This is a genomic window from Tessaracoccus sp. MC1865, from assembly GCF_017815535.1.
GTDB lineage: Bacteria > Actinomycetota > Actinomycetes > Propionibacteriales > Propionibacteriaceae > Arachnia.
Window position 1 is genome coordinate 623985 of the sequence record NZ_CP072596.1, and the last position, 21924, is coordinate 645908.

Genomic DNA, 21924 nt, shown 5'->3' on the forward strand with positions numbered 1-21924 from the left:
GTTGCCGTTGGTTGGGGGTGGCCGGCGGTGGTCACTTGCGGCCGGTTCCGCAGGTGATGGGAGGGGCCCTCCCGCCCATGCCGTAGTCCCGACGCGCGTGGGTTTTGTCGGCGGGGTGTTGGCGTCGGGACTCCGACAACGCCCACCTAACCCGTCGGGCCCCTCCCATCTCCTGCTGTGAGCTGACTGTTGCCGTTGGTGGGGGTGGCCGGCGGTGGTTGCTTGCGGCCGGTTCCGCAGGTGATGGGAGGGGCCCTCCCGCCCATGCCGGGGTCCCGACGCGCGTGGGTTTTTTCGGCGGGGTGTTGGCGTCGGGACTCCGACAACGCCCACCTAACCCGTCGGGCCCCTCCCATCTCCTGCTGTGAGCTGGCGGCTGCCGGTGGTCGTTGGGGGATCAGTGCGGGTGGGTCCGGGGCCCTTCGGGTGCGGCTACGAGTCGGTGCCCACGACGGCGACATCCAGCCGCTCGTCCGAGGCCACAGCCTCGAGCACCGCGACGACGGGCTGCAGCCAGGAGCGCGCCTCGTCGCTGAGTTCCGGGTTGGTCAGCACGCGTCGGTAGTCCTCCAGGGCCTCGACGGCGTGCACCCGCTTCGCGTAGCCCACCACCTGGCCGGGGAGCGGCCGCAGCGGCACGGCCAACTGGCGGTCCGCCAACGAACGCAGCGAGTAGTCGCTGTTCAGGCCGCCGCGGGCGAGGTCCCATTCAACCCTGTCGAAGGTCTCCGCGTCCCACGGGATGTCGCGACGGGCGGCCGACAACTCGTCGAGCCAGGCCTGGAACAGGTGCCAGCTGGGGGCCATGCGGTCCGGCGGAATGTAGGCGCCGGTGAGCAGCGCGTCGACATCCGTGCGCTGCGGCAGCGACGGGTCGACCTCGTTGGCCGGATCACGCCGCATCAGGGGCCCGAACCAGTGCCGACGCGACGGCTGGGGGGCCGCGAAACGCTCGGCGGCGACCGCGCGCAGGCGCTCGGCCAGAGGCGCCGGAGCGCGGAAGATGTCGCGCACCTCATCGATCGAGATCGCGTAGACGACGAGCCGGTGCATGCTTCCACGTTATCCCGCGCGTAGTATCAACGCAGTGAATCCGAGAAGTCGTCGCCTGATAGTCACGGGGGTCCTGGTGGCCCTCGTGTTGCTTGCTGTCGCCAGCGCCGTGTGGGGCGGCCAGCTGTGATCACCGGTGACGCCCTATGCTGGGCGGTCTGATGAACATCCTCGTCCGTAGCGCAGCAGCCTCGCTGGCCGGCGGCCTGGCGCTCGCCACGGCCGTGCTGCCGGCATCCGCAGAGGACGTCACCATCCCCGAGAACGCAGCCCCGCTGGTGGGCATGGCCTACGACCCCAGCAACGAGGAACTCTGGCTCGCCGGCGCAGACGCGGACCAGGGAACGCTGGTCGACGCCACGGGCGAGAAGGAAGTCACGTTCACCGCAGACCTCGTCTCGGTGCAGGCACTGTCCTGGTCCGGCGACAGGCTCTGGGTCGGCGACATCGGAGACCCCAGGAGCACCCGCGACACCATCGTCGTTTACCGCCTCGGCTCCACCGACGGCGGGCGCACCACGTACCACGCCTACGACTTCCAGTATGAGGACGAACCGCAGGACGCGCAGGCGATGCTGATCTCCGGCCGCGGCAACATCTACATCGTCACGGCCGGCGACGCCCCGGGCATCTACCGCGTGCGCGGCGACATCAGCCGCGAGAACATGAACACCCTCGTGCGGGTTCAGGACGCGCCTGAGGGCGTGACCGACGGCGTCTTCCTCAGCGACGGCTCCACCATGGCGCTGCGCACCACCACCGGCATCGAGTACATCGACGCCCTGCGGTGGGAACCGCTCGTCACCGACACGATCGTCGGGGCCCCGGAGGGCGAATCCATCGCGAGGGGCGCCGACGACGAACTCTTCGTCGGCGGCAACCCCGCCGTGCGCGTCAGCGAGGTGCCCGGTGAGGACGTGACGACCACCGTGGCGCCGCAGGTGGCGGAGTCGCCGTCGGCAGAGCCGTCCACGACGGCGCCGACTGCCACGGGGAGCGCGGAACCCGCCGCCCCCGAACCCGCCGCTGAAGAGGGCCCGGCGAGGGCCGGCACCATCACGGCGTTGGCGCTGGCCGCGGCCGTGGCGCTCGCCGCCGGCGTCGTCACCTACCTCTGGCGCAACTGACTTACAACCGCTCGATCACGTAGTCGAGGCACGCGGTGAGCGCCTCCACGTCGTCGGGGTCAACCGACGCATAGCAGCCGACGCGCAGCTGGTTGCGGTTCAGCGCCCGGTACGGATCCACGTCGCGGATGCCGTTGTCGCGCAGCGCTGCGATGACCGTGGCTGCGTTGACGCTCTCGTCCAGGTCGATCGTTGCGACGACGGGGGAGCGGTGCGCCGGGTCCGTCACGAACGGCGACGCGAAGCTGCGCGCTTCGGCCCAGTCATACAGCGTCTGGCTGGAGCGGCGGCAGCGCGCCGCGACCTCCGCCATCCCGCCGAGGTCCAGCATCCATTGGATCTGGTCCTCGAGCAGCAGCAGCGTGGCCAGCGCGGGGGTGTTGAGCGTCTGGTTCTTCCGCGAGTTGCTGACCGCGGTGCTGAAATCCAGGATTTCGGGGATGTAGCGCCCCCCGGCCTTGATCCGCTCCGCCCGCTCGACGGCAGCGGGTGAGGCGAACGCGAGCCAGAGCCCGCCGTCGGAGGAGAAGTTCTTCTGCGGGGCGAAGTAGTAGACGTCCGTCTCCGAGATGTCGGCGTCGATGCCGCCGGCGGCCGAGGTGGCGTCGATCAGCACGATGGAATCCGGGTCGCCACGGCGCACGACGGGGGCCGCCGCGCCGGTTGAAGTCTCGTTCTGCGCCCAGGCGTGGACATCCGAGTCGCGGCTCTCGGGCAGCGCGACGCCGCCCACGGGGGCCTCGAAGATCGCCGGGTCGTCCAGGTGCGGGGCGCGCGACGCGGCGCGGGCGAACTTGCGGGTGAACTCGCCGAAGACGCCGTGGGCCGAGCGCTGCTCGATCAGCGAGAAGACGGCCATGTCCCAGAACAGGGTGGAGCCGCCGTTGCCGAGCACCACCTCGTAGCCGTCGGGCAGGCGGTACAGCTCGGCCAGGCCCGCCTGAATGGTGGCGACCAGTTCGCGGACCGGGGCCTGACGATGCGAGGTGCCCATGATGTCGGAGCGCAGGCCCAGGTAGTCGAGGGCCTCGGGGCGAACCTTCGCCGGGCCGGAGCCGAACCGGCCGTCGAGCGGGAGCAGATCGTCGGGGATCATCATGGGGGCAATCTTCTCATCTCACCCGACCTGCACATTTCGGGGATCCATGTTCAGGGCCGCGAAACGAGTGGTGTTGGATGGAACCATGGCCGTTACGCAGATCAAGGTTGCCCACGCAGTCACTCCCGAAGGCGTCGTCGACGACGCGGTCCTCACCGTCGACGGTGACCGCATCGTCTCCGTCGAATCCGGTGGCGGGGGAGAGGGCGCCCTCTGGGCAGTCCCGGGATTCGTCGACTCGCACTGCCACGGGGCCGTCGGTGTCGCCTTCGGCAACCCCGACCGAGAGGCCAACCTGCGGGCCGTCGACTACCACCGCAAGCAGGGCTCCACCACGGTGTTCGCCTCGACGGTGACCGAACCCATCGAGAAGCTCGAGGCGCAGTTGGCCGTCCTGAAGGAACTGGTGGAGGCCGGCGAACTGGGCGGCATCCACCTGGAGGGGCCGTTCCTGGCCGAGGCCAAGAAGGGCGCCCACGACCCCGCGCTGCTGCGCGACCCTGATCCGGAATCCGTCGAGCGCCTCATCGCCGCCGGCGGCGACGCCCTGAAGATGATCACGCTCGCCGTCGAACGCGACCACGGCGAGGAAGCCACCCGCCGCTTCGTGGAGGCCGGGGTCCATGTCGCCTTCGGCCACTCGGATGCCGATGACGTGACCACCGCGGAATCCATCGAGTGGGGCGCCGACATCGCCACCCACCTGTTCTCCGCCATGCGCTCCATCCACCACCGCGAGCCCGGCCCCGTGCCGGTGCTGCTCTCCGACGAGCGCGTGATGGTGGAGCTGATCTGCGACGGCATCCACCACGCCCCGGTGATCGCCGCCATGTCCATCGACGCCGCCGGACCCGGCCGCGTCGCGCTGGTGACCGACGCCATGAGCGCCACCGGCATCGGCGACGGCAACTACCTCCTCGGTGAGCTCGAGGTGGCGGTCAAGGACGGCACAGCCCGCCTCGTGACCACCGATGGCAGCCAGGGCGCCATCGCCGGCTCCACCCTGACCATGGCCCGCGCCTTCGAGTTCGTCGTGCAGGAGGTCGGCGTCTCGATCCCCGACGCGGCGCTCATGGCGTCGACCACCCCAGCGAAGTGGCACGGCGTGCCGGACGTCGGCGAACTCGCGCCCGGGAAGTTCGCGGACGTGTGCCTCGTGGACGACGACGGCGTGCTGAGGGGCGTGCTGCGCCGCGGCGAGTGGATCGTCGCCTCCCAGGCCGGTTGAGGGGCCCAAGCCGCGGCGCCAGGCTTCCCGCAACCACGCCGGGGCTAGGATGGCCGGGGAAAGGGGGTGGCGATGAGTGACCTGATCGACACCACGGAGATGTATCTCCGCACGGTGTATGAGCTGCTCGAAGAGGGGATCCCGCCGCTTCGGGCCCGCATCGCTGAGAGACTCCACCAGTCCGGTCCCACCGTCTCGCAGACCGTGGGGCGGATGGAACGAGACGGACTCCTCGTCGTCGACGAGGACCGCACCATCAAGCTGACGCGCACCGGCGCCAAGCTCGCGCGCGACGTCATGCGCAAGCACCGCCTCGCTGAATGCCTGCTCACGGAGGTCATCGGCCTCGAGTGGGAGAAGGTGCACGACGAGGCCTGCCGTTGGGAGCACGTCATCTCCCTGGACGTGGAGAAGCGCCTGGTCGCGATCCTCGATTCCCCCACCCACTCGCCCTACGGCAACCCCATTCCCGGGCTGCACGAACTCGGCATCGACGTGCACCACCAACCGTTCCGCGAAGGCGCGGACCCGCTCACCGACATGGTGACCGAGGAACCGCAGCGGTTCGTGCTGCAACGCATGAGCGAGAACCTCCAGGCCGACGCGCACTCGCTGGGGCTCCTGGCGCGCACCGGCTTCGGCCCTGACACCCCCTTCGAGGCGGTGAGGATCGGCGACATGGTGCACATCACCGTCGGTGAGGCCGCCGTCGACGTGCCCGTGCACACTGCGGAACTGCTGTTCGTGAGCCCCGAGTGAGCGACCTCGACGGCGTGCTGAGGTGGTTCGGCACCCGCAAGCCCGGCGCCATGGAGGAGGTGCTGTCCCGTACCTACGGCGGCGACCGCACCCCCTACGAGTGGCTGGCGCGGGCGGTGTCGTCGTCTGCCGTGACCGTGCTCGACCTGGCCTGCGGCGCCGGGGCGATGATCGAGCGGCTGCAGCGGCCGGGCCGCACCGTCATCGGCCTCGACCGGTCAGAGGCGGAGCTGCGCGAGGCGCAGCGCCGCGGCCGCGGCCCGCTGGTGCAGGCGCACGCCTCCTACCTGCCGTTCGCCGACAACAGCTTCGACGCGGTGGTCAGCTCGATCGGCATCTCCGTCGTGGCGGACCGTCCACGGTTCCTGGCGGAGGCCGCCCGTGTGCTGAGGCCGGGTGGTGTGTTCGCCGCACTCACGCCGTCGCTGCGTCCCGCGAACATCGAGGACCTGAAGATCGTCAGCCGTCTGGGCGGCTACCTGCGCACCACCCCGCACCTCCCGGGCGTCACCGAGTTCAAGGCCAAGCGTGCCCTGGGTGAGGTGGGCCTCACGAAGGCCGAGGACAAGCGGGCGAAGTACTACTACGAACTGGCCAGCGAGGAGGACGCGGAGCGCTTCCTCGCCGGGCTTCGCGCCCCCGTGGACGCCAGCCGCACCGCCGCCACGCTCGATTTCCTCCGCCAGCGGCTCCGGATCGGCCCTGTCCAGGTGCCGCTGCCGATGCGCCGCATCATCGCGATCAAGTAACTCCTTGCCGCGCTGGGAACCCTTTCGGTCCATAGGAAGTGGCAGCGAGCCGGGGTATGGTCGAAGTGTCGGGCGGAATATCCCGTAATCCCACCGCGTTGCACTACGTGGAAACGACGACGAAAGGTGTCACCCATGGCGACCACTGACCTGACTGCTGTTGACTTCGAGAGCACGGTCAAGGACAACGAGATCGTGCTGGTCGACTTCTGGGCGGACTGGTGCGGACCGTGTAAGCGTTTTGCGCCGATCTACGATGACGCCTCCGTGCGGCACGACGACGTCGTGTTCGCGAAGGTCGACACCGAGGACGCGCGCGACCTTGCGGCTGCGCTGGAGATCCAGTCCATCCCCACGTTGATGGGCTTCAAGTCCGGCCAGCTGGTGTTCCGCCAGGCCGGCATGCTCAGCGGCAAGCAGCTCGACTCCGTGATCGAGCAGATCCGCGACCTCGACATCGAGGCCGCGCTCGCCGATCAGCAGAAGAAGTAACCCGCAGACCACCAATCAACGGCGGCCCGTCCCCACTCCGGGGGCGGTCCGCCGTCGTCGTGCGTGAGCACGTAGAGTCACCGGTTCCGTAACGCTGGTGGTCGGCGTGTCGCGCCCGTGGCCCCATCCAATTGCTCACGGCACATCGCGGCCCAACGTTTGGGGACACCCCCTCCGGAGGCCCATACCCCCGCCGCCTACTATGGCCAGTAGTAGTAACCGAAAGGGACGACGATGACCTCCGATCGCAAGGACATGACGGTCCAACCGGATCTCAGTGCTAGCCAGGGACGGGTGGCGGCGGTGCGCTCGCGCCGTCCCATCTACCTGGACATGCTCCCGCCGTGCAACGCGGGGTGCCCGGCGGGTGAAAACATCCAGGAATGGCTGAGGCTCATCAAGGCCGGCGAAGCCGAGGCGGCCTGGCGGCAACTGGTGGCCGACAACCCGTTCCCCGCCGTCCACGGGCGCGTCTGCTACCACCCGTGCGAGACCGCCTGCAACCGTCAGGAGCTCGACTCCGCCGTCAGCATCCACTCCGTGGAGCGCTACCTGGGCGACCTCGCGATCGAGAAGGGCTGGCAGTTCCCCAAGGTCCGCCGCGCCTCCGGCCGCCGCGTGATGGTGGTGGGCGCAGGCCCCTCCGGCCTCTCCGCCGCGTACCACCTCGCCCGCCTCGGCCATGCCGTGGAGATCTTCGACGCCGGTGACCTCCCCGGCGGCATGATGCGCTACGGCATCCCCGAGTACCGCCTCCCGCGCGACGTGCTGGACGCCGAGATCGACCGCCTCCGCGAGATGGGCATCGTCTTCCGGCAGAACACCCCCATCAAGGACCTCCTGGCCATGCAGGAGCAGGGTCGGTTCGACGCGGTGTTCGTCGCCGTCGGCGCCCACATCTCCAAGCGCGTCGACATCCCCTCGGCAGACGCCACACGGGTGGTCGACGCGGTGAGCTTCCTGCGCGACGTCGCCTCGGGCGAGCGGCCGGTCATCGGCCGCCGGGTCGCCGTCTACGGCGGCGGCAACACGGCCATGGACGCAGCCCGGGTCGCCCGGCGGCTCGGCGCGGAGGAGTCGGTCGTCGTCTACCGGCGCACCGAGGAACAGATGCCCGCCCACGCCGAGGAACTCGAGGGCGCCCAGACAGAGGGCGTCAAGATGAACTGGCTGCGCACCATCAAGGAGATGCACGACGAGGACCTCACCGTCGAGGTCATGGAGATCGACGAGGAGGGCAGGGCCCGCGGCACCGGCAGGTACGAGACGCTCACCGCCGACACCGTCATCCTCGCGCTCGGCCAGCGCGCCGACACCGACTTCCTCCGCGCCATCCCCGGCATGAGCTTCAACGACGACGTGGTCGACGTCGATCCGCATTCGCTGATGACCGCGGTGCCCGGCATCTTCGCCGGCGGCGACGCCGTGCCGTCGGACCGGACCGTCACCATCGGCACCGGCCACGGCAAGAAGGCGGCCAAGCGAATCGACGCCTACCTCAACACCGAGGAATGGGTCACGCCGCTGAAGCACCCCGTCGTCACCCTCGACCAGATGAACGTGTGGTACTTCGGCGACCACGGCCGTCGGCAGCACCAGGAGACGGAGGGGGAGGACCGCATCGGCGACTTCGCCGAGATCGTCTCCGGCCTCACCGACGAGGAGGCGAATTTCGAGGCGCGCCGGTGCCTCAGTTGCGGTAACTGCTTCGAGTGCGACGGCTGCTTCGGCGCCTGCCCGGAGGACGCCGTCATCAAGCTGGGCAAGGGCAACCGGTACCGCTTTGACTACGAAAAATGTACGGGCTGTGCCACCTGCTACGAGCAGTGTCCGGTGCACGCCATCGAGATGATTCCGGAGGGAGGACGATGAGCAGCCTGCAGGCCATCATCGACGGCAACGAGGCAGCGGCTGACGTCGCCTACCGGGTGAGCGAACTGTGCTCGATCTACCCCATCACGCCCAGCTCCACCATGGCGGAACTCGCCGACGAGTGGATGGCGCACCACCGCCCCAACATCTACGGGCAGGTGCCCACCGTCATCGAGATGCAGTCCGAGGGCGGCGCCGCCGGGGCGATGCACGGCGCGTTGCAGGGTGGTGCGTTGTCGACGACGTTCACCGCGTCGCAGGGCCTCCTGCTGATGATCCCCAACATGTACCGCATCGCGGGTGAGCTGACCTCGACGGTGTTCCACGTCGCCGCGCGCTCCCTCGCGACGCAGGGCCTGTCCATCTTCGGCGACCACCAGGACGTCATGGCCGTGCGGCAGACGGGCGTGTGTCTGCTCAGCTCCGCGTCGGTGCAGGAGGCCCACGACATGGCCGCCATCGCGCACCACGCCACGCTGCGCACGCGCCTGCCGTTCGTGCACTTCTTCGACGGGTTCCGCACCTCGCACGAGCTCAACACCATGACGCGCCTCACCGACGACCAGCTGCGCGCCTTCATCCCGCGCGACCTGGTGCTCGAGCACCGCGGCCGCGCCCTCAGCCCCGCCAACCCGTTCATCCGCGGCACCGCGCAGAACCCGGACACCTACTTCCAGTCACGCGAGACGTCCAACGCGTTCTACGAGTGGGTGCCCGGCGTCCTGACCGACGCCATGTACCAGTTCGAGGCGCTCACCGGCCGCAGCTACGGCCTCGTCGAGTACCACGGCGCCGAGGACGCGGAGCGGGTCGTCATCATCATGGGCTCGGGCATCGAGGCCGTCACCCCGGTGGTGGACAGGCTCAATGCCGACGGCGGGCGCGTCGGGGTCATCCAGATGCGCCTGTACCGCCCGTTCCCGACGGAGGCCCTGCTCGCCGCCCTGCCCGAGAGCGTGCGGCGCCTCGCGGTGCTGGACCGCACCAAGGAGCCCGGCGCCTCAGGCGAGCCGCTGTTCCTCGACGTCAGTTCCGTGCTGGGCGAGGCGGTCGCCAACGGTCGGCGGGCCTCGCTGCCCCAGATGATCGGTGGTCGCTACGGCCTGTCGTCGAAGGAGTTCACGCCCGCGATGGTGCAGGCGATCTTCGACGAGCTGGGCTCCGAGCACCCGCGGCCCCGGTTCACCGTCGGCATCAACGACGACGTGACGCACCTGTCGCTCGACTACGACCCGACGCTGGACCTCGAGGACCCCGAGACCCTGCGCGCCGTGTTCTACGGGCTGGGCTCCGACGGCACCGTCGGCGCCAACAAGAACACCATCAAGATCCTCGGCTCTTCCGAGGACCTGTTCGCGCAGGGCTACTTCGTCTACGACTCGAAGAAGTCCGGCTCGCGCACCGTCTCGCACCTCCGGTTCGGCCCCAATCCGATCAAGGCGCCGTACCTGGTCAGCCAGGCAGGCTTCATCGGCTGTCACCACTGGTCCATCCTGGAGCGCGTCGACGTGCTGGAGTTCGCGCGGCCCGGCTCCACGCTGCTGCTGAACTCCCCGTACGGCCCGCGCGAGACGTGGCACCACCTGCCGCAGCCCATGCAGGAGAAGATCATCCAACTGGGCCTCAAGGTCTACGTGATCGACGCCGGCAAGGTGGCGCGCGCGGCGGGCCTGGGCAGCCGCACCAACACCATCCTGCAGACCTGTTTCTTCGCCATCTCCGGCGTGCTCGACAGGGAACTGGCGATCCGCAAGATCAAGGACGCCATCTCCAAGACCTACGCCCGCAAGTCGGCCGAGGTCGTCCGGAAGAACCACGAGGCGGTCGATTCCGCGCTCGCGGACCTCTTCCAGCTCGACATCCCCGTCGACGCCACTTCCGGTCGGGGTTTCATCCCGCCGGTGCCGTCGGATGCGCCCGAGTTCGTCCGCACCGTCACCGCGACGATGCTGCAGGGCCGCGGCGACGACCTGCCCGTCTCGGCGATGCCCGTCGACGGCACGTACCCCTCCGGCACGACGAAGTTCGAGAAGCGCAACATCTCCGAGATCGTCGCCGAGTGGGACGAGGAGGCCTGCATCCAGTGCGGCAACTGCGCCTTCGTCTGTCCGCACGCCGTGCTGCGTGCCAAGTCCTACCCGACCGAGATGCTCGACGGCGCGCCCGACGGCTTCCTCAGCGCACCCCTGAACGCCGCCGGCCTCCCGTCGACGAGTTACACGCTGCAGGTCTACGTCGAGGACTGCACCGGCTGCGGCCTCTGTGTGGAGGCGTGTCCCGTCAAGCCCATCGGTCAGCTGAACCGCCGTGCCATCAACCTCGTGCCGAAGCTGGACCGCAGCAAGGACATCGAGGCCGTCGAGTTCTTCGAGGAACTCCCGGTCAACAAGCGCGTCAACGTCGACTTCGGCACCGTGCGCGGCACCCAGTTACTGGAGCCGTTGTTCGAGTTCTCCGGAGCCTGCTCGGGCTGCGGCGAGACCCCGTACCTGAAGCTGCTCAGCCAGCTGTTCGGCGACCGCGCCACCATCGCCAACGCGACGGGGTGCTCGTCCATCTACGGCGGCAACCTTCCCACCACGCCGTGGGCGAAGAACGCCGAAGGTCGCGGCCCGGCCTGGTCCAACTCGCTGTTCGAGGACAACGCCGAGTTCGGCCTGGGGATGCGGCTGGCCGCAGACCTCCACGAGGACCTGGCCCGCCGTCGCCTCCTGGAGCTGAAGGGGCAGATCGGCGACGACGACCTCGTCGACGCCATCCTGGGTGCGAGGCAGCGGCAGGGCTCCGAGATCGCGGCGCAGATGGAGCGGGTCAAGCTGCTCCTCCCGAGGCTGACCGACCTCACCGGCACCGCCGCGGAGGACCTCCGCTCGGTGGCAGACCACCTGGTGCGGCGCTCCGTGTGGATCGTCGGCGGCGACGGCTGGGCCTACGACATCGGCTCCGGTGGCCTGGACCACGTGCTGGCCTCCGGCCGCAACGTCAACATCCTCGTGCTGGACACCGAGGTGTACTCCAACACCGGCGGCCAGGCCTCGAAGTCGACGCCGATGGGCGCCGTCGCGAAGTTCGCCTCCGGCGGCAAGACCACCAACAAGAAGGACCTCGCGCTGCAGGCCTCGGCCTACGGGTCTGTGTACGTGGCGCGCGTCGCCATGGGCGCGGACCCGCAGCAGACGCTCAAGGCGTTCCGCGAGGCGGAGGCCTACGACGGCCCCAGCCTGATCATCGCCTACAGCCACTGCATCGCCCAGGGCTTCGACATGCGCAAGGGCCTGGACCAGCAGTACAAGGCGGTCAACTCCGGTCACTGGCCGCTGATGCGCTACAACCCCGTCATCCGCGACGCCGGCGGCAACCCCTTCCTGCTCGACTCCCCGCGCCCGCGGCTGTCGCTGGCCGAGTACCAGTCGGTCGAGCTGCGCTACCGCGTGCTGCGGGCCGCAGACCCGGAGGAGGCCGATCGGTTGCTCTCCCTGGCACAGGAACAGATCGACCGCCGGTGGGGTGAATACGAACAGCTCGCCGCCCGCGGCGCTGATTCCTTCGCTGCAGACCCGAGGAGAGACTCATGACCGACCTGACCACCACCTACCTGGGCCTCTCCCTGCGCAACCCGGTCGTCGCCTCGGCCGGGCCACTGTCGCAGTCGGTGGCCGGCATCAAGGCGCTGGCCGACGGCGGCGTCGGAGCCGTCGTGATGTACTCGCTCTTCGAGGAACAGCTCCGCCGTGAGGCCGAGGCCGCCGCCGCGCTGGAGGAGATGTACGACAATTCCTTCCCCGAGGCGCTCAGCTATTTCCCGACGGTGCCCGCCTCGCAGAAGGACGCCAGCCACGCATACCTGAAGCTGGTCGAGCAGGGCGCCAAGGCGATCGACGTGCCGCTGATCGCCTCGCTGAACGGCGCGTCGATGGGCGGCTGGACCCAGCAGGCCCGCCGCCTGGCCGACGCCGGTGCCTCGGCGATCGAGCTGAACATCTACTTCGTGCCCGGTGACATCACGATGACCGGCGCTGCGGTGGAGGAGCGGCACCTCGAGATCATCGCGGCGGTGAAGAGCACCGTCGACGTGCCCGTGGCCGTGAAGATCAGCCCGTACTTCTCGTCGGTGGGCAACATGGTGCTGCGACTGGTGGACGCCGGCGCGGACGGCGTGGTGCTGTTCAACCGCTTCCTGCAGCCGGACATCGACGTGGACCGGGTCACCGTCGAATCCGGTGTCTCGCTGAGTTCCCCGGTGGAGGCCCGCCTGCCGCGCACCTGGATTGCGGTGCTCCGCGGCAAGATCGCGGCGTCGCTGGCCGCCACCACGGGCGTGGACCGGCCGGAGGATGTCATCAAGTACATCCTGGCTGGAGCCGACGTCGTGATGACCACCTCATCGCTGATCCGACGCGGCCCCGCCTACGCCGACGTGCTCGTCGACGAACTGGCCGCCTGGTTGGAGGACCGCGACCTGACGCTGCACCAGGCGCGCGGGCTGCTGAGCGTGCCGAAGGAAGCGGCCGCCGACGTCTATGAGCGCTCCGGGTACGTCTCGGCGTTGGAGAAGGCCAAGGCCACCTACGGATCGCTTCGCTGAACGACAGTCCGGAGCGCCGCCGCGCCCGTTGTGCGGGGCGGCTCTCCGGCCGGTATCCTGACCTGGTTGGCCCCGTAGCTCAGGGGATAGAGCACCGCTCTCCTAAAGCGGGTGTCGTTAGTTCGAATCTAACCGGGGTCGCCAGCAAAAGCGCTAGTCAAGCCGCAGTTAGAGGGCTTCTTGCAGTCGCTTCCCGTCGACCAGTTCCGGCTTAGTCCGCAAATAGTCCGCAACTCCTGAAGCGCGGACCGTCGCCAGTCGCTCTGCCACGTCGTCGAGATCCTCGTCGAACAGGTCCGCGTACACATCGAGCGTCGTGCTCGGCTTGTCGTGGCCCAGCATCCGCTGCAGCGCCAGGACACTGGCCCCGGCCTTCACCGCCAGCGAGGCGGCCGTGTGCCTCAGCTCGTGCGGAGTGACCTTTACGCCAGCTTTGACCGCGGCCCTGTCGAACCAGTCCCGGCGGGCGTTGACCACCCGCATGACGGCACCGCGGTTCGTCGGGAAGAGCAGGTCGTCTGGCTTCTTGCCCTTCATCCGTGCCGCGATGTCCTCGGCGAGGAACTTCGGGTAGGGGACACTGCGCCGCTGGTGGTCCTTCGGAGTGCCCCAGTGGAGCTCCCCGTCGACGTCGGTGACGGACTCCTCGATCATGAACCGGCGCCGCAGCTGGTCGACGGAGCGCACCTTCAGCGCCGCCAGCTCACCGAACCGCAGACCTGTGTAGGCCAACACCAGCACGACGTCACGGCCCTGTCCCGCGGCCGCGGCCATCCTCTCGACCTGGGCGGCGCTGAGGTACTGGCGCGGCTTCAAGTCCTGCTTGGGCAGCTTCACCGACGCCGCCGGGTTGACCGCCAGCCGCCTCGAGATCACTGCGAGATCAAGGATCGACGACAGCACGCCGGCGATCTTCCGCACGGTCCCGCCGGCGCGATCGATAGACCCAACCCACTCTTGGATGTCCTCATGGGTCACGTCCCGCAGGGCCATGTTCTCCCAGCGCGGCTTGATGTAGTTCTCCGCGATGCCCGTGTTCCTCGACCGCGTGGAGGCCGTCCAGTCAGGGTTGGAGGCCAGCCAGGTGGCGGCCATTGAGCCGACCGTCTCCTTCGACCGGCGCGGGTCGACGTAGGCTCCCGTCAGCTTCGACGTGGTGACCTCATCGAGCCACTTCTGCGCGTCGATCTTCCGGGTGAAGTGCCGGGAGTGCTCCTTCTTCGCGGCGTCCCGGTACCGGGCCCGCCACTTCCCGTCAGGTCTCTTCTGGATGTTCGCCATGAGGCTCCTTCCTTGGGAAGGCCTCGATGACTTCCTTAGTCCAGCGCTCCCACACGGTCTTGACGAGTTCCAGACGGTCTCTGATCAAGTCGGAGATCTCTCGCTGAAGGACCGAGTCGTCCTCAGGGTCTTCGTCTAGGAGGTGTACTCGGTGCCATTGCTCGAGGGCGCGTTCCCCGAGCGCGGAAATGTCGCCGCGGTCCGAGAGTATCTCCGCGACCTCGAAGAGGACGGCCGGGCTCATTCCGTAGCGATGTTGCTCGCGGTTGTCGAGGAAGCTCTCCACCCAGCCCGCCGCCAGGTAGCGCTTCTTCAAGTAGTCCAGAATGGCGTCCTCGGCCTTCTCTCGCGCCTTTTGCGCGTCGCGCAGCGCGACCATGCGGTGCCGGCCCGTGGGGTCGGCCAGCCATGCTACGGCGAAGAAGCCGGCGCCATCCTCTCGCAATGTCCTAGCCAGATCGACAGCTTCGACCAGCTTCAGCGGCCTTGAGCCCGACTCCACACTCCAGACCGTTGATTGGCTCCACTTGTGGCCGAGCGCCCGCATCTCGTCGGCAAGAGCCTTCTGCGACATGTCGCCTCGCCATGCCGCGACCGTGCGGCCGATCATCTCGTTCCTGGTCTGCTCATCTCTCACAAGGACAACTCTAACTGGAAATCCCTGTTGACGTCTACAGGAAAGTGTGGTTACTATGGAGTCACTAGAAACCCCAGTGCATAGAAACTGGTGAAACAAGTGAAGTGAGGGATGGGAAATGGATGATCAGTTGCTCACAACCAAGCAGGTGGCGGAGATGACTGGGGGAGTCATCAAGGAGAGCACGATTCGCTTCTGGAGACACATCGGAGATCGAGGGCCGCGCTCGTTCTCGCTCGAGGGGCGAGTCGTCTACAAGCGCTCCGACGTCGAGAAGTGGCTGAACGAACAGTACGAGAAGGCATCGGCCTGACCGGCCGGGGCAGAAAGGACACCGCCATGAAGCCGGAAATGAGCCTCGACGAGGCCCTCAAGCGGATGAAGTGCATCAAGTGCGGGAAGAGGTATCGGGGGCACGGAGACTGGAACCTCGTGTGGCGCAGGGGCGTCCTGGCTGGAGGCAACTGCCCGGAGTGCCAGACACCTGAGGAAGCCTTTGAGGCCGCGTTCAACGAGGCCATCTACGACTACGAGTCCTCCCGCAGCCTGCCGGATGGACGGATCACCACCACATTGAAGGAGGGACTCAAGTGACCACCACCGAAACCAAGATGACCCCCAACGAGTTGCAGCTCGCTGAGGGCCCGGAGAGCTACTTGACGGCAGATCTCTCCAGCAAGTCTACCCAGCAGGCTGCTCCGGCGACACCCAGCGAGCTGCGCCGCGCCGAGGACGAGCTCGACAGGCTCACCCTCCGGCTGCCGGAGTGGCTGACACAGAGGCAGAGGGCCCAAGTCATCGACTCGGTGATCGAGCGGTTCGGCGCCAGCATGGAGGCGGTCGTGCACTCGCGGTCGCAAGTCACCGCGGAGCCGGTGAAGTGGGTGCCGGGGGAGTGCCCCGACTGGTGCGAGATCGACAGCGACACCGGCGAGGGCACCGTGCACACGGCCCTGGGTGGACGCGAGGAGGGCCGCTGGGTCGTCGAGTACGGCTTCGAGGACCACGATCCGACCAACGAACGCCGCCCGTTCGTCTTCGCTGAGATGATGCGCTCCGGCGAGGAGCTGACGCCGGCCGAGGCGCTGGCCATGGGCAAGGCGCTCATCCACGCCGGCGAGCAGTTGGGGGCCACGTCGTGATCGTCAACTACTGCGCCGACTGCGGCAACGAACAGCACTACCGCCCGGAATGCTGCGAGAACTGGGATCGCTGCGACTGCCCAAGGATCTGGGAGTGCAAGGACGCGCCGTGCAGGTGCGTCGAGGAAGGTGAGCTGGTCGTCTGCGGCAGGTGCGCCGGCACTCCCGGCACGGCCTCGGCCGAGAGGCTGGTGACGGCATGACTTCGACCGACCCGAGGGGGGAGCTGAGCCCCATCCGCAACCAAGAGGTAGCGCACGCCTCATGGTGCAAGGCAGACCATGGGCCAGCCAGGATGGTCGACATCTCCATCAAGTACGGCGACCCCGACCCGCTGCTGCTGAGCTCTTTACGCAGGCTCGTACTCGAGGGACTGGCCGAAGCTGGCCACGACGTGATGAGGGTGTTCATCCCCCACCCAGGCTACGGGCCCGAGATCTACCTTCGTAGCTGCGAGGTCCGACTGCACTGGGATCTCGTCCGCCAGGTCCGCGAGGCGCTGGGAGGCGTGGTGCCCTCAGTGACACCCTCCGGGTCGTCGTCGGTCGCTGATCCCGCCGCGGACTCCTGGTGGTACGACAGCGCTCGCCGTGCGCTGGAGTGGCTCGCCCAGACGGAGACGCCGTTCGACGCCTATGACCTCACCGAAATGGGCGTCCCTGACCCCGACCACCCGAACCGCTGGGGATCTCTGTTCCGCGTCGCCAAGGACGAGGGCCTCATCACGCCCGTGGGCTACCGGGAGTCCCGCCGGCCTTCGCGCTCGGGTGGCGTGTGCCGCGTCTGGGTCGGGAAGGAGAAGGCAGCGTGAGGGCGCCACTCGGTTACCAGCCGCCCGAGCGGGACAAAGGTCGCCTGATCTCCCACGCGGTCGGATGCGCGGTCAATGGAGGGCCCGGTCTCAAGCCGGGCGTCTGCAGGAAGTGCGCCGAGCGCCGTCATGCGTACGACAAGGGCCTCTGGAGGGGGAGGCGGACATCGTGACGTCTCCCCACGGTTACCAGCCGTCTCACCGCTACCAGCGCAGTGGCCGGCTGAAGTTCCACGCCGTGGGCTGCTGGGTGGACGGCGGCGCCGGCCTGCCCCGCGGCGTCTGCGAAAAGTGCGCCGAGAGCCCCGTCGACGAGTACCTGCGCAGCCTGATGCGCGTCGACCGGCGGGCCAAGGCGGCGTGAACGACTACCAGATCCGTGCCCTCGTGTGCCTCGGCATGCGGGGGCACGGGCGGTCACCGAGGAGGTGAAAGATGGCGCTGCCCGACAAGATCAACAAGCACGTCTGGCTCAAGCTGCTGCGCGGCATGGCAATGTCCCACGGCGAGTACCGGGTGATGGTGAACATGTTCACGTACACCGACGCCAAGGGGCGAGGGGCGCACCCAGGGCTCGTCCGGATCGCCTCGGATGCTGGCGTGACGAGGAACACCGCTCGCGGCGCCCTCGCGATGGCCACGGAGGTCGGCTGGCTGAAGCTGACCCGCAAGGGCGGAAACCACGTCGCGAAGGGCCTGGCGGACGAGTACGAACTGGCGATTCCGAAGGCTCTTCTGCCCCTCAACGGCAAGGGGTCAACCAGAGACCCCCTTGAAGAGAAGGGGTCAGTGGGAGACCCCCTTGAGGAACAGGAACTTGTGGACATCGCGACCGCCAGCGAATCCCGAAGGGGTCAATTTGAGCACCCAAGGGGTGAGGAAGGGGTCAATTTGAGCACTTTGAAGGGGTCAGTGGGAGTACCCCCATCAGATCAATACATCAAATCCGCTTCTTCATCAGATGCATTGCATGCATCCGATTCTTCGAATCGGGTCGATTCCGCTCGACCGTCGGGTCCGAAGCAAGCTTCGTCCGCGAAGGTCGGGGATCAGAGCCTCTGGGACCTCGGCGGCGCCGGCCCGCCCTGCCTGCAGGGCTACACGTGGGAAGACCTGCAGGACGACATCGAACTCCTCGAGGAGTGGCTGGACAACTGGTTCGGCCTCGACGGCTGGGAGCCTTCCACCGCCGCTGGGATGTGGGAGTCGGGAAGCCATCCCAGAGTCATATGGAACAAGATCAACGCAGACCGGAGAGTTGCATGAGCCGCCACGGAGCCAGAAGCCGCCTGACGAACCAGCCAGCACGCTGGGTCGCCTATCCAGCCGATGAGGCAGCCAACAAGTGGGTCGTGCCCTGCTGGTATGCCCTGCCAATGCCGGAACCGTGGGAGGACTTCCATTGGCACCAGTGGAAGGAAGCGTGGGGCGAGATCATCCTGCGGGTCTGCGAGATCGTGTTCTCCAAGCAGGGCTCCAAGCTGTACGACGTGCGCCGCGACTCTGAGCTGAGGGCCGACCTCGAAGACTGGCTGATCGTGGAAGCCATGGAGATGGCCAACGAGTTCCTCCCTGACCCCTGGCTGCACTCACCCCACCTCCAGTTCGCCAAGTACCTCCACGTAGGCCTAAACATGAGGGCCCGATACCACTTCAGCGATATCGTCGGCAGGAGCGAACACCCCTCCGGCGCCGCGGCGCGCCAGGCCTATTCGAGGGGCATCATGTCGACTGACGCCCTCGACGCCAGCGTGGCCGACGGGTACCGGCCCGTCACCCGCCACCCCCTCCACGGCACTGACCTCATGGCGGAGAACCCTCCCGAGATCCTCATCCGCCTCGAGGAGATCCAGACCGCAGCCCGCCAGATCGAACGAGACGACCGCCGCGAAGGGATCTACACCACCAGCGGGTCGGCCTGCCTGACGAACCTGTGCAGCGGCCCCGTCGTTGCCTGGGGGCTCTGCGACTCGCACTACCGCAAACAGAAGACACTCATGGGCGGCGATGCGGGCCTGGGCTGCAACGTCCCCGGCTGCCTGGACGGACACTCAAGGCGTGGCCTCTGCAGCAAACACGTGCAGGCATACACCACCGGGCAGAACCCTGAATGGCTGGAGCCCTACGTGGAGACGGAGCGGCTCAAGCCAGGCCCGAAACCGGGGGTGCGGAAGACCAACCCCGACACCTGCACAGAGGAGGGGTGCACCAAGCCCACCTATACCATGCGCCGGTGCCGCCCCCACTACCGCAAGCACAAGAAGGCCACCGCCGCCCCCTGCACCGTCGACGGCTGCGACAGCCCCCAGTTCGGCCGGAAGATGTGCACCATCCACTACCGACTGTGGCTCGAGGCTCGCGACGAAGGACGAGGCGATGAGTAAGCACTCGTCCAAGGGCAGCGCGTGGCAGGCGACCAGAGCGCGAGTGTTGGCGCGAGACAGTCACACCTGCGGCTACTGCGGAGCGCCGGCGACGACCGTTGACCACATCATCGCGAAGGCGAACGGCGGAACCGACGAGCAATCGAACCTGATCGCCTGCTGCACGCCCTGCAACAGCATCAAGGGTGCCCGCGTCGTGGTGCGCACCGCCTACTGCGCCCCCGAGTGGCTGGAGCGACTCTGATGTGCAAGATCGAAGGATGCCTGGACGACAGGATCAAGGCCCGTGGCCTCTGCCCTCCGCACTACGAGAGCGACCGTGCCCTACGGATGCCCCCGTGCTCGTGTGGAGCCCCCGCCCACGCCAAGGGCCTCTGCCCCGCCTGCTACACCCGAAGGTGGGTCGAAGGGAATCCAGAGAAGGCCGCCGCAAGGGCTGTACGGGCCAAGCTCCCTCCGCTGCACATCGTGCGCATGCCGTCGACTGAGCCATGCAGCTACCGAGGAGCCCACGCCCGAGTTCGGTACTGGCGCGGGAAGCCAAGCGACTACGTCTGTGAGTGCGGAAGAAGAGCCGAAGACTGGTCATACAACGGAGGATCGCGCTGGGAGCAGACTGGTCCCGTTGTCGCACTCAACCGGAAGGGCACTAAGGAGCGAGTGAAGCAGGCGCGCTGGTCTCCCTATGTCCTGGACTACACCGCCCGTTGTCGCGAATGCCACCGCGAGTACGACCGAGCCAACGGAATGGCCGGAGACGCGAGCCGTTTTTTCGAGCCGGGACACGATCACCCCGCCCCACCTCTTCTCTTCACGAACGGCCCCGAAATATTCAGGATTCAACCAGATTGGAGCCGAGATGGCTGAGATGAGCTTCACCTCTGCGGTGGCCGACTTCGAGACGGCCTCGCCGTGGCTCGGGCCCCAGCACGCACCGGCTGTTGTCGCGCTGCGGGCCATGGCCGCCCAGCTCGACGCCGGCGACCTCGCCCCCGCGCTGCTGGGACAGTTCGGTTTGGCGTTTCGGGCGCTGTCGAAGGAGCGACCCACTGCGGAGCATGTCGACCCGCTGGCAGCGGCTCTGGCGGAAGCTGAGGCGGCGTGAGGGTTGCTCCGTGGCCACCGACGCGATACTCGCCACCGCTGACGCCCGACTTCCCCTCGGTGTTCGCCCGCTACCGGGCGGTCTTCCGGATCGCGTGGCGCCAGGCCCGCGGCTACGTCCTGGAGGACTGGCAGGAGTCCCTGCTCGAGCACGTCACCGAGATCAACCCGGCCACGGGCCGTCTCCGGTGGAGGCAGGCGCTTGTCTCGCTGGCCAGACAGAACGGCAAGACGGAGATCGCCGCGGCGCTCGGTTTGCTGTTCCTGCTGTGGAAGGTCAGCCCCTACGTCGTCGGCATCGCCTCCAGCGCTGAGCAGGCCCGCCTGGTCTACGACCGGACCATGAGGGTGATCCAGCGCAACCCGTCGTTGGCGGTCCAGTTCGAGGCCCTTACCGACACCCGCGGGATCAGAGCCAAGGACGGCGGCCGCTACGAGATCAAGGCGACCAAGAGCGCAGCGCTCCAGGGCCTCCCGATCGATCTGGGCCTCGTCGACGAGGTCCACCTCATCCGGCAGAGCCTCTGGTCTGATCTGGTCAACGGCACGGGCGGCCGCTACGACTGTCTGGTGGCAGGCATCACGACGGCCGGCGACGAGCACTCCGAGCTGCTGCAGCACCTCTACAAGCTCGCCGAGACGGGGGAGGGTGGCGCCACGTTCGGGCACTGGATCTGGGAGGCCCCAGAGGCCCGTGTGCCGTCCGACGATGCCGAGCTGGGCGAATACCTCAAGGCAGCTTCGCCGGCCCTTGCAGCGGGCCGTATCGACGTTGCCACGGTCGTTGGCGATGTGCGCTCCATGCCCGAGACCGACGTCATCAGGTATCGCCTCAACAGGTTCGTGTCGTCGTCGGCCACCTTCATTGGAGCCGGGGCGTGGGCGGCTGCAGCCTGGGGCGAGGGCGAGAGTTTCCCTCGCGAAGTCCGGCCGGTGTTCGCGATCGACAGGACGCCGGAGTGGGGGCACGCGACCATCTCGGTGGCGGGCCGGGTCGAGGAGACGATCTGGACCCAGGTCGTGGCCTCCGTTCCCCAACCCACCATCGAGGGTCTCGCGGACATCTGCGTCCGGCTTGCCAAGTGGTCCCCGCTGACCTACTCCGTCGACGGCTACCAACTGCGCGACCTCGGCCTCGAGCTGAAGAAGCGCGGCCTGCCGGTCAAGATCGCCTCCCAGGGCGACCTGATGAACGCCTCCGCCCTGCTGCACTCCAAGCTCGCCCAGGACCGCCTACGGCACCGTGGGGACCCGCTGCTGTCGGTGCAGATGCCGCGCACCGTCCGCAAGAACGTGGGGGAGGGCTACCGGATCAGCCGGAAGGACTCCTCGGTGGAGATCGACGCCGTGGTGGCCACCGCGCTGGCTGTCTTGGCTGCTGAGGTGGAACAAGCCCAAGAACCAGCCCTCTATTGACACTGAGAATCAGAATCGTTATCATTAAGGTACTAGTTCCCCACGAGCGATAGGCCTGCCTTGGATTGGTGGTCAAAGCTTCTAGGGCTCCCCGATGCGGAGGCAGCCGAGAGACTGGGTGACCAACCAACTGAGCAGCGGAGTGAGGCTCCGGTCACCGAGCCGTCCCCGTCGGGCATCACCCC

General features: G+C 67.8%; 22 protein-coding genes and 1 tRNA gene. 19 read left to right on the top strand and 4 right to left on the bottom strand.

What is annotated here, in order from left to right:
* Positions 1-432: 432 nt before the first annotated feature.
* Positions 433-1053, bottom strand: a complete 621-nt coding sequence (locus J7D54_RS02645) for a hypothetical protein (RefSeq protein ID WP_182762370.1) — start codon at positions 1051-1053, stop codon at positions 433-435.
* Positions 1054-1214: 161 nt separating this feature from the next.
* Between J7D54_RS02645 and J7D54_RS02650 the strand changes: the two genes are divergently transcribed.
* On the top strand, positions 1215-2180 hold the full coding sequence (locus J7D54_RS02650) for a hypothetical protein (protein WP_182762368.1): 966 nt from the start codon (positions 1215-1217) through the stop codon (positions 2178-2180).
* A gap of 1 nt (position 2181) precedes the next feature.
* Here the strand turns inward: J7D54_RS02650 and serC are convergent, their stop codons facing one another.
* Positions 2182-3279: a phosphoserine transaminase gene (gene serC / locus J7D54_RS02655; RefSeq protein ID WP_182762366.1), complete on the bottom strand. Its 1098-nt coding sequence runs from the start codon at positions 3277-3279 to the stop codon at positions 2182-2184.
* 85 nt (positions 3280-3364) lie between these two features.
* Between serC and J7D54_RS02660 the strand changes: the two genes are divergently transcribed.
* From J7D54_RS02660 to J7D54_RS02695, 8 genes are all read left to right on the top strand, one after another.
* A complete protein-coding gene (locus J7D54_RS02660) occupies positions 3365-4507 on the top strand; it encodes an N-acetylglucosamine-6-phosphate deacetylase (RefSeq protein ID WP_245244090.1) in 1143 nt (380 codons plus the stop codon).
* Positions 4508-4579: 72 nt separating this feature from the next.
* Positions 4580-5266, top strand: a complete 687-nt coding sequence (locus J7D54_RS02665) for a metal-dependent transcriptional regulator (protein WP_182762365.1) — start codon at positions 4580-4582, stop codon at positions 5264-5266.
* Entirely contained in the window at positions 5263-6015 is a 753-nt protein-coding gene (locus J7D54_RS02670; RefSeq protein ID WP_182762363.1) for a class I SAM-dependent methyltransferase, read from the top strand. Before J7D54_RS02665 ends, J7D54_RS02670 begins: the two co-directional genes overlap by 4 nt.
* Before the next feature lie 135 nt (positions 6016-6150).
* Positions 6151-6507 (top strand): thioredoxin, encoded by a 357-nt coding sequence (gene trxA / locus J7D54_RS02675; RefSeq protein ID WP_076063888.1) that lies wholly within the window; start codon positions 6151-6153, stop codon positions 6505-6507.
* 234 nt (positions 6508-6741) lie between these two features.
* Positions 6742-8379 carry an NAD(P)-binding protein gene (locus J7D54_RS02680; RefSeq protein WP_182762361.1) on the top strand — a complete coding sequence of 546 codons (1638 nt, stop codon included), beginning with the start codon at positions 6742-6744 and terminating at the stop codon, positions 8377-8379.
* Positions 8376-11954, top strand: a complete 3579-nt coding sequence (gene nifJ / locus J7D54_RS02685) for a pyruvate:ferredoxin (flavodoxin) oxidoreductase (protein ID WP_182762359.1) — start codon at positions 8376-8378, stop codon at positions 11952-11954. The genes J7D54_RS02680 and nifJ overlap by 4 nt, the downstream gene beginning before the upstream one ends.
* Entirely contained in the window at positions 11951-12964 is a 1014-nt protein-coding gene (locus J7D54_RS02690) for a dihydroorotate dehydrogenase-like protein (protein ID WP_182762357.1), read from the top strand. The genes nifJ and J7D54_RS02690 overlap by 4 nt, the downstream gene beginning before the upstream one ends.
* A gap of 68 nt (positions 12965-13032) precedes the next feature.
* Positions 13033-13108: transfer RNA gene (locus J7D54_RS02695), tRNA-Arg, on the top strand.
* A 24-nt stretch (positions 13109-13132) separates the two neighbouring features.
* On the opposite strand, the gene J7D54_RS02700 is transcribed toward J7D54_RS02695, so the two are convergent.
* The gene (locus tag J7D54_RS02700) at positions 13133-14245 is read right to left on the bottom strand and encodes a site-specific integrase (RefSeq protein WP_182762355.1); all 1113 of its coding nucleotides are present in this window, start codon (positions 14243-14245) and stop codon (positions 13133-13135) included.
* Positions 14220-14882 (bottom strand): hypothetical protein, encoded by a 663-nt coding sequence (locus tag J7D54_RS02705; RefSeq protein WP_182762353.1) that lies wholly within the window; start codon positions 14880-14882, stop codon positions 14220-14222. Before J7D54_RS02705 ends, J7D54_RS02700 begins: the two co-directional genes overlap by 26 nt.
* Before the next feature lie 118 nt (positions 14883-15000).
* On the opposite strand from J7D54_RS02705, the gene J7D54_RS02710 reads away from it, so the two are divergent.
* The 10 genes from J7D54_RS02710 (at position 15001) to J7D54_RS02755 (ending at position 21739) form a co-directional block, all read left to right on the top strand.
* Positions 15001-15195 carry an AlpA family transcriptional regulator gene (locus J7D54_RS02710; RefSeq protein ID WP_182762351.1) on the top strand — a complete coding sequence of 65 codons (195 nt, stop codon included), beginning with the start codon at positions 15001-15003 and terminating at the stop codon, positions 15193-15195.
* A 26-nt stretch (positions 15196-15221) separates the two neighbouring features.
* Entirely contained in the window at positions 15222-15476 is a 255-nt protein-coding gene (locus J7D54_RS02715; RefSeq protein WP_182762349.1) for a hypothetical protein, read from the top strand.
* Complete coding sequence (locus J7D54_RS02720; protein ID WP_182762347.1) at positions 15473-16024, top strand: hypothetical protein; 552 nt, start codon at positions 15473-15475, stop codon at positions 16022-16024. The genes J7D54_RS02715 and J7D54_RS02720 overlap by 4 nt, the downstream gene beginning before the upstream one ends.
* Positions 16025-16223: 199 nt before the next feature.
* On the top strand, positions 16224-16835 hold the full coding sequence (locus tag J7D54_RS02725) for a hypothetical protein (RefSeq protein WP_182762346.1): 612 nt from the start codon (positions 16224-16226) through the stop codon (positions 16833-16835).
* 169 nt (positions 16836-17004) lie between these two features.
* Positions 17005-17199: a hypothetical protein gene (locus J7D54_RS02730; protein ID WP_182762343.1), complete on the top strand. Its 195-nt coding sequence runs from the start codon at positions 17005-17007 to the stop codon at positions 17197-17199.
* 71 nt (positions 17200-17270) lie between these two features.
* Positions 17271-18101, top strand: coding sequence for a hypothetical protein (locus tag J7D54_RS02735; RefSeq protein WP_182762341.1), 831 nt, complete (start codon positions 17271-17273; stop codon positions 18099-18101).
* 110 nt (positions 18102-18211) lie between these two features.
* Entirely contained in the window at positions 18212-19219 is a 1008-nt protein-coding gene (locus J7D54_RS02740; RefSeq protein ID WP_182762339.1) for a hypothetical protein, read from the top strand.
* Complete coding sequence (locus J7D54_RS02745) at positions 19212-19463, top strand: HNH endonuclease (protein WP_182762337.1); 252 nt, start codon at positions 19212-19214, stop codon at positions 19461-19463. The genes J7D54_RS02740 and J7D54_RS02745 overlap by 8 nt, the downstream gene beginning before the upstream one ends.
* 615 nt (positions 19464-20078) lie before the next feature.
* The gene (locus tag J7D54_RS02750; protein ID WP_182762335.1) at positions 20079-20324 is read left to right on the top strand and encodes a hypothetical protein; all 246 of its coding nucleotides are present in this window, start codon (positions 20079-20081) and stop codon (positions 20322-20324) included.
* Positions 20321-21739: a terminase large subunit domain-containing protein gene (locus J7D54_RS02755; protein WP_182762333.1), complete on the top strand. Its 1419-nt coding sequence runs from the start codon at positions 20321-20323 to the stop codon at positions 21737-21739. The genes J7D54_RS02750 and J7D54_RS02755 overlap by 4 nt, the downstream gene beginning before the upstream one ends.
* The last annotated feature ends 185 nt before the right edge of the window (positions 21740-21924 follow it).

What these genes read in the sequence shown, in the direction of transcription:
- J7D54_RS02680 (WP_182762361.1), top strand. Translation starts at nt 6,742, where the DNA reads ATGACCTCCGATCGCAAGGACATGACGGTCCAACCGGATCTCAGTGCT.
- J7D54_RS02700 (WP_182762355.1), bottom strand. Translation starts at nt 14,245, where the DNA reads ATGGCGAACATCCAGAAGAGACCTGACGGGAAGTGGCGGGCCCGGTAC.
- J7D54_RS02690 (WP_182762357.1), top strand. Translation starts at nt 11,951, where the DNA reads ATGACCGACCTGACCACCACCTACCTGGGCCTCTCCCTGCGCAACCCG.
- J7D54_RS02725 (WP_182762346.1), top strand. Translation starts at nt 16,224, where the DNA reads ATGACTTCGACCGACCCGAGGGGGGAGCTGAGCCCCATCCGCAACCAA.
- trxA (WP_076063888.1), top strand. Translation starts at nt 6,151, where the DNA reads ATGGCGACCACTGACCTGACTGCTGTTGACTTCGAGAGCACGGTCAAG.
- serC (WP_182762366.1), bottom strand. Translation starts at nt 3,279, where the DNA reads ATGATGATCCCCGACGATCTGCTCCCGCTCGACGGCCGGTTCGGCTCC.
- J7D54_RS02745 (WP_182762337.1), top strand. Translation starts at nt 19,212, where the DNA reads ATGAGTAAGCACTCGTCCAAGGGCAGCGCGTGGCAGGCGACCAGAGCG.
- J7D54_RS02750 (WP_182762335.1), top strand. Translation starts at nt 20,079, where the DNA reads ATGGCTGAGATGAGCTTCACCTCTGCGGTGGCCGACTTCGAGACGGCC.
- J7D54_RS02735 (WP_182762341.1), top strand. Translation starts at nt 17,271, where the DNA reads ATGGCGCTGCCCGACAAGATCAACAAGCACGTCTGGCTCAAGCTGCTG.
- J7D54_RS02710 (WP_182762351.1), top strand. Translation starts at nt 15,001, where the DNA reads ATGGATGATCAGTTGCTCACAACCAAGCAGGTGGCGGAGATGACTGGG.
- J7D54_RS02665 (WP_182762365.1), top strand. Translation starts at nt 4,580, where the DNA reads ATGAGTGACCTGATCGACACCACGGAGATGTATCTCCGCACGGTGTAT.
- J7D54_RS02650 (WP_182762368.1), top strand. Translation starts at nt 1,215, where the DNA reads ATGAACATCCTCGTCCGTAGCGCAGCAGCCTCGCTGGCCGGCGGCCTG.
- J7D54_RS02715 (WP_182762349.1), top strand. Translation starts at nt 15,222, where the DNA reads ATGAAGCCGGAAATGAGCCTCGACGAGGCCCTCAAGCGGATGAAGTGC.
- J7D54_RS02740 (WP_182762339.1), top strand. Translation starts at nt 18,212, where the DNA reads ATGCCGGAACCGTGGGAGGACTTCCATTGGCACCAGTGGAAGGAAGCG.
- J7D54_RS02645 (WP_182762370.1), bottom strand. Translation starts at nt 1,053, where the DNA reads ATGCACCGGCTCGTCGTCTACGCGATCTCGATCGATGAGGTGCGCGAC.
- nifJ (WP_182762359.1), top strand. Translation starts at nt 8,376, where the DNA reads ATGAGCAGCCTGCAGGCCATCATCGACGGCAACGAGGCAGCGGCTGAC.
- J7D54_RS02660 (WP_245244090.1), top strand. Translation starts at nt 3,365, where the DNA reads ATGGCCGTTACGCAGATCAAGGTTGCCCACGCAGTCACTCCCGAAGGC.